Origin of the sequence: Legionella massiliensis, from assembly GCF_000756815.1 — a bacterium.
Taxonomy (GTDB): Bacteria; Pseudomonadota; Gammaproteobacteria; order Legionellales; family Legionellaceae; genus Tatlockia; species Tatlockia massiliensis.
The window spans coordinates 741931-756009 of record NZ_CCVW01000002.1 but is presented as its reverse complement, the minus strand read 5'-3'; the positions used below and the strand labels follow the sequence as shown (position 1 = coordinate 756009).

Here is a 14079-nt window from a genome sequence, read left to right as displayed (position 1 = left end):
TCTAATCAATTAACAGGGGCAATAACAGGTTGCCAGGCTTTACTTGTAATTATAATTTTAGTGTTTTGCGCCAATTTTTCCATATTTTTGAAGTGCTCCAAAGCATTCTCATCTTTAGAGACTGCAGCAATCCATTCCTTAGAATTGGTATTGAGAGTCGGTAAGGCGGTAATTCGCAATACACGATCGTCAATGTGAATTTCTGAGGCATCACCAGTTACACCCAAATCAGTGTGAGAGACGAAGGGTGGAGAAACCATATTCATCGCTAGCAATTTGCGATACAAAATCATACCGCTAAAGTCTTCCTTAATGCGAGCCACACTCTCCTCAAGGATAACATTGGCCTGCTCGATTCCATCTTTCCAACCTTTTTCAACCCAATAGCTCCAGACTTGCTTCTCCCTTCTTGTCTTGGGTAAGAGGAAGGAACTGGGTGGATCCGGCTGTTTATAATCCATCCATAAATATTGACGCCAGTTTGGTGGTGTTGTAACGAAACGAGCCTGTTTAGCAATCTTGTAGGTTCTGTCGGATATACGAATAGTTTGGGTATCTGCCAAATTGAGGGTGTTACGTCCTTCAAGCAATACAGGGGGGAGAACGTTATGTTCAAGAATCACGGCATTGAAGTCGTAAATCATATCAAGCCTGCGACCAAGCTTAGTCAGTTGATTATCGATAATCTTAGCACGCCAGGCAAGGCCAGATTGGGCTCCTACACTAAGAGCAGTTTCTTTAATGGCGGTTTCCCTGATTTTGTTCTTGTTTTTCTTGCGTGTAGCTTTGGTGCTCAGATTATTTGACATAGACTGCAGACCAGCCAAGGAACTGGTATCACCAGGGGCTTTCTCTACATTGCGATGACAAGCAACCAAGGATGCAAGGCATAGTATTAATAAACTAGGAATAAATTTTCGCATAACGTAATTCAACAACTTGACTGTTAGGATAAACATGGATGTAAGCCTTCTTGCCTGCCTGGTAATCGATATTTCTTAAGATTTCAGCAAGACTTTCATCCTTGACGGTAAGATTGATCAATACGGGAACGGAAGGTTCAGTACCCAAAACACGTAACCGGAAATGCGCTGCTTTTGCAACACGTGCTGTTATTTCTTCAATAGGTCCTGACCAATCAACAGAAGCCCGAGCTTGCAGGTTGTAAGCATTAGGAATAGTAAGCGTATTATCTTTCGTAGGGGGCGTAATCACCTTTTCTACACGCGCCATCTCCAGCATAGAATCACTAACAGAGGTTGCTGCTTCAGCAAGCCTTATTGTGGCGTCGTCGCTCGGATCATTAACCGGGGGCTTTTTAAAAACTTTGCCACATCCTGTGAACAGTATGGAGCAGATAATAAGTATGACAAACTTGTTGATCATCTTTAGGCTTTGAAATCGAATAAGTACTGCAGAGATTGAAACAGGAGCATGACGCCTTGTCAAGCAATCTTCTCATAAAGGCTATAACTGACTTGCCCTGCCTGTTTTGATTTTCTTTCCAGCCAGCGTGATGAGTCAACCTGTTGTTTTTCTTCAGATTCGATATAAAGCAGGCCGCCATTTACTAATAATTCCGAAGAGGCCAGCAAATTTATGCACTGGGGTAGATGATTCTTGGCGAAAGGGGGATCAAGAAAGATAATATCAAAGCGTTCTAGGGCTTTTTGCAGATAATTTTCAGCCTTGTCTTGGATGACTATAAGCTTGTCAGACTGAAAGGATGAGGCAAGATGTTTAAGATTGCTATAGGCTTGGGCAGAGGCCTCTACAAAGACGACTTGCTCAGCACCACGAGAATAGGCTTCGAAACCCAGTGCTCCACTACCAGCAAAGGCATCAAGACAACGGGCTCCGCGAATATCATTCATTAGCCAATTAAACAAAGTTTCTTTAACTCTATCAGGCGTAGGCCTTAAGCCATCAATCTCCGGAAAATGAAGCTTCTTCCCGCGATATTGGCCGCCGATTATGCGTACTGTCTGTTTCACTATAGGGGCTCACTCCTATTCACTGAAAGGCTGTGCTCAATTCCAGCTTTTCATCAAGATTCAAACCTACACCTTAAATGGGTGTTTTCCCACAGCGATGATTAACATGTATTCAGGGTGAATTTGTTTCTGGAATGCTGCCTTGATTTCTGCCACTGTCACCTTATTAATGCGAGATATATAGTTATCTAAGTAATCCTTCGGCAAATTATAGAAACTGATACGCAGCAGCATAGAAGCAATGCTCGCGTTAGAAGCTAAAGAGAGAGGAAAACTACCTGTCAGGTATTGTTTGGCCGCATTGAGCTCCTTCTCCGTCGGACCATTGGCCAGGTAGGTAGTCAAGGTCTCTTCGGTGACTTCTAGGGCGGTAGCTGCGCTTTTATTTTGGCTCGACAGGCTGATTACAAAGGGACCCTCACCTGGCATGGGCATGAACTGACTGGTAACTCCATAGGTTAGGCCACGTTTCTCGCGAACTTCATGAGCTAGAATTGAAACCAATGCCCCTCCACCCAAAATATAATTACCCACTGTCAACGGGAAATAATCAGGATTATGGTGGCTAATACCAATTTGTGCCAGACGGAGTATGGTTTGTGAGGATGGGAACTCAACAGCAATCCTTTCTCCCTTTTGCAAAGGCAGTGCCTGGGGAACAGGAGCGGCAGGCTGCCCTTTAGGTAGGCCTAGGGTAATTTGTTCTGCTAATTGATGAGCTTTTTCACTATCAATTGCGCCAACCATTACAAGGACGGCATTCGACGCAACATAGTATTGCTTATAGAAATTAAGGACATTTTTGACCGTTAAAGCTTTTACAGCCTCTTTTGTACCATTAATTGGATGAGCATAAGGATGATTCAAATAGAGTTTCTTAAAAAGAATTTGATTGGCAACATCTTCGGGTGACTCTTGGGTTTGCGCAATAGCCAGTAGCTGCTGGCTTTTTTCTCTATTAAAAGCATCCTGAGGGAAATCGGGTTTGCTGACAATGGCAGTAAAGGTATCTACTGCTTGTGTCATTGCATCTGCTTTGGTTAAGGTTTTAAGGCTTAAAACAGCCATATCACGGCTACTTTCGCCAGAGAATTGTGCGCCTGCATCGGCTAGCTTTTCTGCAATTTTGGAAGCATCTATGTTCGCATTGCCCTGATTGAGCAGGTTTGTTGTTAAAGCACTTAAGCCAAAGAGTTTACCGTCATAGGCAGAGCCTGCAGCAAAGGCAATGCTAATGTTAAGCATCGGCACTTCCATCGCCTTATAAAATACAACTCTGCTACCGTTGGCGGTTTGCCATTCTTCCGTTTTAAAGGTATTGGCTTGTGCATTGAGTGAAACAGTAAAAATCAGCGATGTAGCCAGATAGTTGCTCAGCTGTTTAAGCTTGAAAAATGATTTCATTCTTGTGGTCCCCCGGATTCTACAGGAATCAAGCGAGCCTCAGTTATTGCGTTGTCTTGGAAATAACGATTGGCAGCCTGTTGTATTTGTTCGGCAGTAATAGCGTTGATGTTATCGACGTAGGTTTCTGCTGTTTTCCAACCTAGACCGACAGTTTCTAATAAGCCCAACTCCATGGCTTGTCCAAAAATTGAATCTTTCTCATAGGTCTTTTGGGCAATAATTTGCGTTTTAACCCGCTGTAGCTCAGCCGGACTAATTGGCTCAGTTTTCAACCGTTTAATTTCCTTAAGCAGTGCGGCCTTAACTTGATCGATAGTGTGAGATTGCGAGGGAATACCGAACAAGATAAATTGGGTTGGGTAGCGTGTATAGATATTGTAATAAGCATTAGCGCCGCTTGCGACGTGTGAGCCGCGAATAAGATCTTTGGCAAAGCGCGCACTTTCACCAGCATCCAGTATTGCGGCAATCACCTCTAAGGCATAAGGTTCCCAGGCCGTTTTGGCCGTTTTTACACTAGGGGCTGGATAGCCAAACATGAGTAAAGGGAGTTGCGCTGGTGCATAAATTTGTGTGAATTTAGGGCCTAAATTGGGTGGCTCTGCCTGAGGTTTGCGCTCGTAACTGGCTTTTTTAGTGATTTTGCCAAAATATTGCTCAGCCAGATTGTGAACTTCTTCTGGATTGACATCCCCTATCACTATAAGAGTCGCATTATCGGGGGCATAGAAACGCTCATACCAGGCTCTTAAATCCTTAATGCTCATCTGATATATATCGCTCATCCAGCCGATTATAGGGTGATGGTAGGGCGCGCTTAGATGGGCTGTTGCTAGGTAACGTTCAAAGGCTAATGCCTGTGGATTATCATCTGTACGTAAGCGGCGTTCTTCGCGGATCACTTTTATTTCTTTGGCGAACTCGTTTTCATCCAAGAGCAAATTCTGCATGCGATCAGCTTCAAGTTCGAAACTTATTGGCAGCTGATTAGCCGCAACTTTTTCAAAATAGGCAGTATAGTCATAATTAGTAAAGGCGTTCTCTTGCCCACCGACTGCCGCAATCGTTCTTGAGAAAACACCTAGAGGATACTTGGCCGTCCCCTTGAACATAATATGTTCTAAGGCATGGGAGATACCGGTAATTCCCCCTGGTTCATCTGACGAACCTACGTTGTACCATATCATGGAGACCACAACTGGTGCGCGATGATCCTCTTTTACAAGTACTTTAAGACCATTATTTAGTTTATATTCGTAGACTTGGCTAAATGATTGGCAGGAAAGGACCGAAAATAGAAGTAATAATGCAGCGCGCATGGATTAACTCCAAAGCAAAAAAAGTGATAGAATTCCACATTTCCTTCGTTTTGTATACCTTATGATTAAATGGTTTAAAAGAAATCAGGGCGAAACCGCTCCCCAAACTCCTCCCGCAGAGTCACCACCAGAGCAGGTAGAAGAATTGCACCCAGATGAGAATTTGGTCGACCCCGAGCCAATGGCTGCCAGCGAGGAACCGCAGAAACAGGGGTTCTTTGCCCGTATTAAACGTGGGCTGACCAAAACTCGTCAACAATTCGGCGATGGGATAGGGCGTTTGCTTCTTGGGAAAAAGGAGATCGATGCCGCCCTGTTAGAAGAGTTAGAAACTCTTTTGTTGACCGCGGATCTGGGTGTTGAAACCTCACAAAGTATCCTACAACAATTGAATGAAGGGCTTGCGAGAAAACAGTTGACCGATGGTAATGCTGTTTTTCATGAGCTTAAAAAGCGCTTAGAGGCTATTTTGTCTGTGGGTGAAAAGCCTTTGAGTCTAGAGACACCGGATCATTCGCCCTTTGTGATTTTGACCGTAGGTGTGAATGGTGCTGGTAAAACAACGTCTATTGGTAAGCTAGCCAAGCAGTTTCAACAACAGGGTAAGAAAGTCATGTTAGCTGCCGGCGATACCTTTCGTGCCGCAGCTGTGGAACAACTTCAGGTTTGGGGTGAGCGTAATCAGATCCCTGTGATTGCCCAACATACTGGGGCGGATAGCGCCTCTGTGATTTATGATGCTTTGCAGGCAGCTAAGGCGCGTGGTATTGATGTTTTAATCGCCGATACGGCCGGCCGTTTGCATACGCAAGGTAACTTGATGGAAGAGCTTAAGAAGGTGAAGCGAGTTATCCAAAAATTGGATGCTAATGCGCCTCATGAAACCATGTTGGTTTTGGATGCAAGTATTGGTCAAAATGCGCTGAATCAGGCTCAGCAATTCCACCAAGCTGTTGGCTTAACAGGCATTACCATGACTAAGCTTGATGGCAGTGCAAAGGGCGGTATTTTGTTTGCTATTGCTAATGAATTAGGGATACCATTTCGTTATCTTGGAGTTGGTGAGGGAATTGACGATTTACGCCCCTTCGATGCCCAGCAATTTGTCAGAGCAATTTTCAATGATGATCAAGTTTGAGCAAGTAAATAAACGTTATCCAGGTGGCTTTGAAGCCCTAAGCAATATTAACTTTTCTCTGGCTCAAGGAGAAATGGCCTTTCTTACAGGACATTCCGGAGCCGGAAAAAGTACTTTGCTAAAACTGATAGCTAGGCTTGAAACACCTTCATCAGGGCAGATTGAGGTTAACGGGATCCGCCTAAATCAATTAAAGAAACGTGACGTCGCTATTTATCGCAGCAGCCTAGGCATTACTTTCCAATCTCCCCATTTATTAAATGATAGAACCGTTTTTGATAATGTAGCTCTGCCCTTGCAGATTCAGGGGATGGCACCGGTTATGATTACTAAAAGGGTTCATGCTGCCTTAGATATGGTTGGTCTTTTAGCAAAGGAAAAAATGTTGCCCGTGCATTTATCAGGCGGTGAGCAACAACGAGTAGGGCTGGCGCGAGCAGTGGTGCATAAACCGGCATTGCTTCTTGCCGATGAACCTACCGGTAACTTGGATCCGAGCCTTTCTTCCGAAATTATGAAACTATTTGAGCAATTTAATCAGGTTGGCGTTTCTGTGCTTGTCGCTACCCATGATTTGGCGCTAATTGCCAGAATGAGACATCGTATTGTTATGCTGAAAGGAGGCCGTTTATGTTAAATAAGCTACGGTCCTTAGCGTCTTATCATTTACAGGCAGCCAGTAACAGTCTCAACTTGCTTTGTCGTAAACCGTTAGCAACTATGATGACCGTTGTCGTGATTGCTATTGCTTTAACCTTACCCGCGCTTTTTTGGGTTTTTACAGATAACCTCGATCAATTAACACGAAGCTGGCAACGTGGTGGGCATATTTCGCTCTATCTCAAATCCTCTCTAACCGCGAGTGAAGAAACCGCGTTTTTAGATCAGATACGAGCAACAGAAGGTGTGGGACATATTACACTGAAATCGGCCTCAGAAGGGCTTGCTGAACTGCAACAGCAAGAGGGTATGCATGATATTATGCGTTATTTACCAGAAAATCCCTTGCCTACAGTACTTGAGGTTATTCCGGTCCTTGCCATTAATACTCCAGCACAAATGGAGCAACTATATACCCGTTTGAAAGCCTATCCCCAAGTCGAGCAAGCGAAGCTTGATATGGAATGGATCAGTAGATTGCATGCAATTCTTGGTTTTGTCAGTAAGGTCGCTCATGCCTTAATGGCTTTACTTGCCTCAGCGGTTGTTTTGGTTGTTGGTAATACTCTACGTTTGGCGATTCATAACCGCCATGAAGAAATTCAGGTATTAAAATTAATCGGGGCAACAGATCCCTACATAGCCAGGCCATTCTTATATTCTGGGATCTGGTACAGCTTGGCAGGCGCCATTCTTGCCGTATTTTTTGTGAATATTTTCATGTTGAGTCTTGCTGTCGCTGTGAAGCAGCTTGCAACAGTTTACCAAATGCATTACCCCATTATGGGTTTGTCCGTAAAACAAGCTTATTTGTTGGTGTTAGTCGCGACAATACTTGGATGGTTAGGAGCCAGATTGTCAGTAAAAAGGCAACTCGCTTCTATTGAACCGTATAATTGATATATAATACAATGATTGTTGCATTTTTATACATTTTTAATTCCTATGATTTTATCTACTGGAGGAAATAGCATGAACCAGCAGTTGCAATTAGCCTCATTGACCTTACCTATTGGTAGTCTTGATGCTTATATTCATCGGGTTAATCAAATCCCGATGCTCTCTGCTGAAGAAGAGTCTGACTGCGCTGAGCGCTTCCAAAACGAAGGCGATTTGGAAGGTGCGCGTCGCTTGGTGCTTGCCCACTTACGCTATGTTGTGCGTGTAGCCCGTGGTTATCTGGGCTATGGTTTACCCCTGAATGATTTGATTCAAGAAGGGAATGTAGGCCTGATGAAGGCGGTAAAACGTTTTGATCCTAAAATGGGTGTTCGTCTGGTGTCTTTTGCTGTTCATTGGATTAAATCTGAAATTCATGAATATGTTCTGCGTAATTGGCGAATTGTCAAAATTGCAACGACCAAAGCGCAGCGCAAATTATTTTTTAATCTGCGCCAAATGAAAAGCCGTTTGGGATGGTTAAATAGCGAAGAGGTTAATGCTGTTGCTAATGACCTGGGAGTTAGCCCGGAAGATGTCATGCTTATGGAGCAGCGGCTAAATGCAATGGATACCTCCTATGATGCGCCTGTTTCTGAAGATGAAGATGAAAGTTTCAAAGCTCCAGCGCATTATTTACATGATCCAAAAAGCGATCCCGCTTTGCTAATCGAGCAGGAAGTAAGTGATGAGCGCGGACGTGAACATTTATTTCTTGCCTTAGAGCGTCTCGACGAACGTAGTCAGGATATTTTGCAGCAACGTTGGCTGGCAGATGATAAGGCGACCCTGCATGATTTGGCCAATAAATATGGCGTCTCTGCTGAGCGTGTGCGTCAGTTGGAAAAAAATGCCATGAAGAAGCTACGGCAATTCATAGAAGAGATGTAGGCTGGGCTGTGAAGCCCAGCTTTCTCACAACGACGTACTATCACTTCTCCAATAACTTAAGCAATTTTGCTTTAGTCTCTTTATCAGCAAAAGAAGACTTAATTGCTGTTGCCGTAAACGAATTCATTTCGCTATCTGTGTATTGATAGGCTTGCTGTACCCGCTGATACTCTTTAGCAAGATTAGTGCGAAAAAAGGGTGGGTCATCTGAGCCAAGGCTCACTTGTACTCCTGCTCCGATCAGCTGAGTCAAGGGATGACTTAACATATCCTCAAATAGGCCAAGTGCAATATTGCTTGAGGGGCAAACTTCTAAGGCGATATTTCGTTCCTTAAGTTGAGCTAGTGTTTCTACGGAATGCATGGCCTGTACTCCATGACCAATTCGCTGAATGGGTAGATATTCCATCGCTTCGAGCATACCACTTGCTGGGGCAAACTCTCCTGCATGTACCGTGCAATGCAACCCTCCTGCATGAGCAATCTTATAGGCTTCACTAAATAAACGTGGTGGATAATGAATTTCATCGCCGCCAAGGCCAAAACCAACAATGCAAGGAGCTCTTTCTTTTAAGGCTTGTTTAGCAACTTTGATGGCCGATTCAGCTCCAAAATGACGTACTGCGGTGATAATTATGCGACCAATAATATTAAATTTGGCTTCGGCATCGTCAATTGCTTGTTGAATTGCGGCCAAATGTTCAGAAGAAGGGAGTCCGCTTGACATTTCAGCATGATCTGGCGAATACATCATTTCAACATAAAGGGTATTTTCTTTGGCATTTGCTTTCAGATAATCAAAGGTAATGTCGTAGTAATCGACAGGCTGTTTAATAACAGCTGCGACCTCGTCATAGGCTTTAAGAAAGCCTAGGAAATCAGGATAAGAATAGCTTTGGCCATCAGGGGCAAAAAGCTCATTTTTTAGCACCATCTTATTACGTGCAGCAAGTTTTTTTGCAAGCTCAGGTGTAATAGTACCTTCCAAGTGGACATGTAACTCAGCTTTTTTGATTTTCATGGCTCTATCTTCTCACTATAATTTAGATGGTATCTTTACCTAAAAACCGATAAAATCGACGATTTGTTATTTAGTATAAGCTATCTAGGAAAAGTTATGTCTAATCATGATATCGATAAGGCTTATGTTAGCCCTTATGACAAGTTTCTATTCGAGTTTGATGCTAAGCACGAAAAAACAGCATCTCAACTAAAGGAAATTAAAAAGCACGAGCGCATTTTTAATCTACGTGATCACGCAGAAAACAAAGATGCTGAAGGCGAAATTTGGGGTGAGTTTTAATTACCACCCTTTGTCCACGTAATAGTGATCAAGCGTAGATGACAGGATGTAGGCTGGGCTGTTAAGCCCTGCGTAATAGGTCACGCAATGGCGTCAACTTAAGTAAATTTATGCCGCACCCCCCTCTCTCTAACTCTCACTGCCATGAAGTTAAGGGATTTTAAACCGTTCGCGCTGAGGAGTGTGCGTAAGCACACGTCTCGAAGCGTCACAGAGTGCAAGGCTTCGAGACGGCCTAAAGTCCTCCTCAGCCCGAACGGTTTTGAGGTTGAGTCCTTAACTTAACGGCAGTGTCTCTAACTCTCTCCCCAAGGGGAGAGAGGATATATCGTCTTCGAACCTGAGGTATTGCTCCTTAAGTTGACGCCATTGATAGGTCACGTCCCCACCTCTTATCTAAGAAAAACCTTGATTACGCTGCGCTGTATCAAGGTTTCATTTAAATTCACTACTCAGGGATTTCTCTTTGCTATAGATTCCACTTTCAAGCCGCGGGAATTCGGGATGGGGGTGACCTATTACAGTCCAGCCTACCGTTCGAAATGAAGGGGAATTAAGCTAGCACAGTGAGTTGAAAGCGAATCTGGTGGCTATACAGATTAGATATTCCCAGATGCTGATCTGTTTGCTGATCCGGGCTCAAGCCTAAACGAGCTTTACCCAAAGTGATTGCTAAGGTCGGGCAATAAATCCAGATTTTGTGAGCGACCTGTATGCAACCACTCCACTCCTAGTTAATGGCGCCAAAGGCTGCAAATTGCAAAGCTGCAGGGAGCCATGGGAAATATTAATTTGAGTGAAATAGTGTAATCTCATCAGGGGAGTTTTACAAAATCCTTACTAGGCCTATACCTTTGCGCGAGTTCTTCGCACAAGCACAGCATAAAGATGCTGAAGGATATATTTACGAATGATACAGAGGATTTTCTCCTTCACTATCGTCATCTTCCTCCTCATCATCATTTGAATTATCTCGTGGTAGTGGCTCTGAGCTAGTTAAATCATGAACCCTTGTTTTGGTTGATTGGGTTAATGAGATGTCCTTTTCTGCATCATCATGATTGGGGTGCAAAGAGTGATGTTCCATATGAGGGGCTGTTTTAATCCAGACATGCGTCTGGGGTGGGGGTTGATCTGGTGTTGCCTTGATGGGGGGCTTTCTGTAGTGTGTATTGGGTATTGGCGTTGATGATAATATATTTTCCTGATATAGAGGCGAGCTTAACTCTAATGGGGCATCCACACTTTTTCTTAAATTGCTAAACAATTGGTTATAATTTTCACGCCCATCTCTTATTTTCAAACACTCATTCATAATGAGCCCACTTTAACTTGCTTATACCTGGTGCAAGTGCGTATTTATGCAATCCTTCAGGGAGCTCCATTCTTTTAAGATTGGCCACTGCATCAGCCATTTGTTGCATATCTGCTTTAATAGCACTTAGAGAGTACTTATCTAAATCAGCATGACCTAAATGCAATTTAAGTCTGTCCTTGGCTGCATTATACAGGCTTACTTCCTTATAAATATTTTCCAAAGACTCTTCGATTACTTGTTTTGGGGACTTCTTAGGCATCTCAACTACTCAATTTAATCTATAACAATATAAATTATAGGAAACTTTTAAGGCATCATGCGGGAATTCCTGCAGTCTAACTCTGAGAGTTCCACACAAAAAATAGAGATAAGAGCTGATTTATCCTAATTTAAAAAAGAATGCCTACGTACCGCGCTTTATGCGCGGTACGTAGGTGGAAAAATTTTGTGAGGATCTCTCGGGGTTTAACTGCAGAGGTTCGGATATTTAGATACTACAACCGATCCATAGCAATTGCTCCAACGTTGACGATCGGATAGACCGCGGAGACTACGATATTCAAGAATTTCTGCAGATCTGCTGTAGGAGCATTAGACACATACAATACATCGCGGTTATTAACCATAAATTGCTGTGAAGTGAAAAAGCTGCTCGGATCTTTTAAATTCATTTGATAGACAACAGGGATAAGATGTAGTTTGTTGCGCTTTGCTTTATCACTTAAAACGCCAGCCTCTTCAAGACGGAATATAAAAATAGCTTGAGCATCTGCACGATTGTCCTGTAATCCGCCGGCTCGCGCTAATGCTTGTGCTAGGGAAATACCTTGGGCTTCAAAATTGATCTCCTCATTTTTCCCTGCAGCACCCAGGACAGTAAAGCTGTTAGGTCGATATAAGGCTGTAACTATGTCTCCCGATTGTAGTTCTATATTTTGCTTGGGGTCTTGGATAATAGTTGATAAGGGTAGGGCATTGACCTTATTACCTCGAGTGATTTGTAGAGTCATTTTGCTCACTTCCTGCCGTACCCCTCCCGCGGCTGCCAAGGCATCTAATAAACGCTCTCTATGAGGAGTCAATGGGACTCGGCGACTGGAGGCAACCTCTCCAACAACAGTAACATCAGAAGAGTTATTTGTGATAACTCTCACTAATACTTGGGGTTTGTGGGCTTTATCTCTAAGTTTTGCGACTATACCGGATTCAATTTGAGAGGGGGTTCGCCCTGATGCATGTATATTTCCGGCAAAGGGAATATTAATGGTGCCCTCAGAATTTACCATTTGCTGTGGGAAAACGGTCACCTGTGTTGTAGAGGGGCCGGCATGTAAGTTAATGACCGAACTGCTAAAGAGCATTGCGGGTGGTGCTTCCCATACAGAAACCTCAATAATATCTCCCGCACCTATCCTGTCCTGTGTGCGATGTGAATGAGGGAACACCTCGGAAAAGAGTTTTTTTCGCTGATGTGCTAGTAAATGTTGTGCGATCTCGCTTGTAACTTGTACGACCTGAATTCCTTGAATAGGTAGCTTTTTAACTTGTTCTTTACTTGGTCCCGATGATGGAATGGCGCAGCCAGTTAATAGGTTTATTAGGCAAAATAAGAAAAATATTTTTATCAGATAATGCAATGCAGCGCTCTCCCTTAAAGAAAAAATCATCTCACAGATTTTCATTATAAAATGCATAGGCCTCAGAGACACTAGGCTGCTCATAAAGTGCTCCATTAAGCAGGACACAAGCTTGAGTGCAGTAGGTTTGAATTTGATCTGGATGATGCGAAACAATTACAAAGGCTCTATCCTTGCGTTTTTCAAATAATTCATAATGGCATTTTTCGTGAAAACGCGAATCGCCTACAGCAATAACCTCATCAATCAGATAGCAGTCAAATTCAATGGCCATGGAAATAGCAAAAGCTAAACGCGCCTGCATGCCTGAAGAGTAATTCTTGACTGGTTCGTCAAAAAAAGTTCCCAACTCAGTAAAATCCTGGACAAAATCAATTTTATCGGCAAATTCTAGGCCGTAAATCCGGCAAATAAAGCGCAAATTATCAGCCCCAGTCAATGAGCCTTGAAATCCGCCACCAAAGGCAAGAGGCCAGGATACGGTCATTTCTCGTTTTATTTGCCCGGCAGAGGGTTGCTCAGCTCCTGAGATGAGTCGTATTAACGTCGATTTTCCAGCGCCATTCCGCCCTAAAATACCCAGTTTATCGCCTGGATTTATTTTCAGGTTTATTTCTTTAAAAACCGTTCTCATGCCCAAACGGGTAGCGTATTTTTTTTCAACATTTTCAAATTGAATCATTGCAACACCATAGTCTTGGAGATCTTTTTAATTTGCAATAAACCCAATAATAACAAACAGAAGTTGCAAGTTAGCATGTACAACACATCATAATGAGCATGCACCACAGAACCAAAATAACCCTCACGAATGATCTCAGTTCCGTGTGCCATTGGCATTAACAAGATCCATTTTTGAGCGGAAGTAGGCACCCAATCAATCATAAAAGCGGCCCCTGTTAATGGAAACAATAGATAAGATAAGGGATGCCAGATAATCATTGCTAATTCTGATTGGGCTGCTATAGCCCCGATAAATATGCCTAATCCCGTACTAAATAAGAGTAGTAATCCCCATCCCAGAATTACTTCCAGAATATTTTCTGGGCAATGACTCCAGCCGATATATATGAAAATAAAACTAAGGCTAAGAAATGATCCGGTAACCCCAGCTGCTTCCAGTAAGATTCGGCTTAGGAATAAATCAATAAGCCTTACATTACTATGAAACATTAAGGCACGATTGGCTTCTATTATCGAACTGCAGCGTCCGGGAATATTCCGCCAAAGTAGTACAGAAGAATAGCCCGTCAGTGCAAAAGCAGAAATTGATAGGCCTGTGTGTTGATGTGCGCCTGATAAAGTCCACAAGATTGTTACGCCTACGGTGAATAGCATTGGTTCGATAAAAAGCCATAGAAAGCCGATATTATGTCGCCCATATCGAGTAATAACTTCCCGGAGAACTAAGGCTCCTATAACCCGTTTTTGAATAGCAAAAGCATTTTTTAATGATTGGTTAATCAACTTCTA

The 14079-nt window shown here is 43.1% G+C and carries 16 protein-coding genes; 5 read left to right on the top strand and 11 right to left on the bottom strand.

The genetic code is table 11. From position 1 onward, the window contains the following. Nucleotides 1-5: 5 nt before the first annotated feature. From BN1094_RS10390 to BN1094_RS10370, 5 genes are all read right to left on the bottom strand, one after another. The gene (locus BN1094_RS10390; RefSeq protein WP_043874323.1) at nucleotides 6-923 is read right to left on the bottom strand and encodes a type IV secretion system DotC family protein; all 918 of its coding nucleotides are present in this window, start codon (nucleotides 921-923) and stop codon (nucleotides 6-8) included. Further along, entirely contained in the window at nucleotides 904-1449 is a 546-nt protein-coding gene (gene dotD, locus BN1094_RS10385; RefSeq protein ID WP_245614292.1) for a type IVB secretion system lipoprotein DotD, read from the bottom strand. The genes BN1094_RS10390 and dotD overlap by 20 nt, the downstream gene beginning before the upstream one ends. After that, a complete protein-coding gene (gene rsmD, locus BN1094_RS10380; protein ID WP_043874322.1) occupies nucleotides 1446-1994 on the bottom strand; it encodes a 16S rRNA (guanine(966)-N(2))-methyltransferase RsmD in 549 nt (182 codons plus the stop codon). The genes dotD and rsmD overlap by 4 nt, the downstream gene beginning before the upstream one ends. Before the next feature lie 66 nt (nucleotides 1995-2060). Beyond that, nucleotides 2061-3398, bottom strand: a complete 1338-nt coding sequence (locus BN1094_RS10375) for a M16 family metallopeptidase (protein WP_043874321.1) — start codon at nucleotides 3396-3398, stop codon at nucleotides 2061-2063. Continuing rightward, nucleotides 3395-4720, bottom strand: coding sequence for a M16 family metallopeptidase (locus BN1094_RS10370; protein ID WP_043874320.1), 1326 nt, complete (start codon nucleotides 4718-4720; stop codon nucleotides 3395-3397). Before BN1094_RS10370 ends, BN1094_RS10375 begins: the two co-directional genes overlap by 4 nt. Nucleotides 4721-4901: 181 nt before the next feature. On the opposite strand from BN1094_RS10370, the gene ftsY reads away from it, so the two are divergent. From ftsY to rpoH, 4 genes are all read left to right on the top strand, one after another. Further along, nucleotides 4902-5858 (top strand): signal recognition particle-docking protein FtsY, encoded by a 957-nt coding sequence (ftsY, locus tag BN1094_RS10365; protein WP_245614306.1) that lies wholly within the window; start codon nucleotides 4902-4904, stop codon nucleotides 5856-5858. Next, nucleotides 5845-6495: a cell division ATP-binding protein FtsE gene (gene ftsE, locus BN1094_RS10360; RefSeq protein ID WP_043874619.1), complete on the top strand. Its 651-nt coding sequence runs from the start codon at nucleotides 5845-5847 to the stop codon at nucleotides 6493-6495. Before ftsY ends, ftsE begins: the two co-directional genes overlap by 14 nt. Continuing rightward, nucleotides 6489-7418, top strand: a complete 930-nt coding sequence (ftsX, locus tag BN1094_RS10355) for a permease-like cell division protein FtsX (protein ID WP_043874318.1) — start codon at nucleotides 6489-6491, stop codon at nucleotides 7416-7418. Before ftsE ends, ftsX begins: the two co-directional genes overlap by 7 nt. 72 nt (nucleotides 7419-7490) lie before the next feature. Next, entirely contained in the window at nucleotides 7491-8348 is an 858-nt protein-coding gene (rpoH, locus tag BN1094_RS10350) for an RNA polymerase sigma factor RpoH (RefSeq protein WP_043874317.1), read from the top strand. 40 nt (nucleotides 8349-8388) lie between these two features. Here the strand turns inward: rpoH and BN1094_RS10345 are convergent, their stop codons facing one another. After that, the gene (locus BN1094_RS10345; protein ID WP_043874316.1) at nucleotides 8389-9369 is read right to left on the bottom strand and encodes an adenosine deaminase; all 981 of its coding nucleotides are present in this window, start codon (nucleotides 9367-9369) and stop codon (nucleotides 8389-8391) included. Between the two features lie 96 nt (nucleotides 9370-9465). On the opposite strand from BN1094_RS10345, the gene BN1094_RS10340 reads away from it, so the two are divergent. Further along, nucleotides 9466-9651, top strand: coding sequence for a CBU_0585 family protein (locus tag BN1094_RS10340; protein ID WP_043874315.1), 186 nt, complete (start codon nucleotides 9466-9468; stop codon nucleotides 9649-9651). A 904-nt stretch (nucleotides 9652-10555) separates the two neighbouring features. Here the strand turns inward: BN1094_RS10340 and BN1094_RS10335 are convergent. The 5 genes from BN1094_RS10335 to BN1094_RS10315 form a co-directional block, all read right to left on the bottom strand. Next, nucleotides 10556-10966, bottom strand: coding sequence for a hypothetical protein (locus BN1094_RS10335; protein ID WP_043874314.1), 411 nt, complete (start codon nucleotides 10964-10966; stop codon nucleotides 10556-10558). Continuing rightward, nucleotides 10959-11228, bottom strand: a complete 270-nt coding sequence (locus BN1094_RS10330) for a hypothetical protein (RefSeq protein ID WP_043874313.1) — start codon at nucleotides 11226-11228, stop codon at nucleotides 10959-10961. Before BN1094_RS10330 ends, BN1094_RS10335 begins: the two co-directional genes overlap by 8 nt. Nucleotides 11229-11463: 235 nt before the next feature. Continuing rightward, the gene (locus BN1094_RS10325) at nucleotides 11464-12690 is read right to left on the bottom strand and encodes a polysaccharide biosynthesis/export family protein (RefSeq protein ID WP_218054615.1); all 1227 of its coding nucleotides are present in this window, start codon (nucleotides 12688-12690) and stop codon (nucleotides 11464-11466) included. Then, nucleotides 12638-13288: an ABC transporter ATP-binding protein gene (locus BN1094_RS10320; protein WP_043874312.1), complete on the bottom strand. Its 651-nt coding sequence runs from the start codon at nucleotides 13286-13288 to the stop codon at nucleotides 12638-12640. Before BN1094_RS10320 ends, BN1094_RS10325 begins: the two co-directional genes overlap by 53 nt. After that, nucleotides 13285-14073, bottom strand: a complete 789-nt coding sequence (locus BN1094_RS10315; protein ID WP_043874311.1) for an ABC transporter permease — start codon at nucleotides 14071-14073, stop codon at nucleotides 13285-13287. Before BN1094_RS10315 ends, BN1094_RS10320 begins: the two co-directional genes overlap by 4 nt. Nucleotides 14074-14079 lie beyond the last annotated feature (6 nt).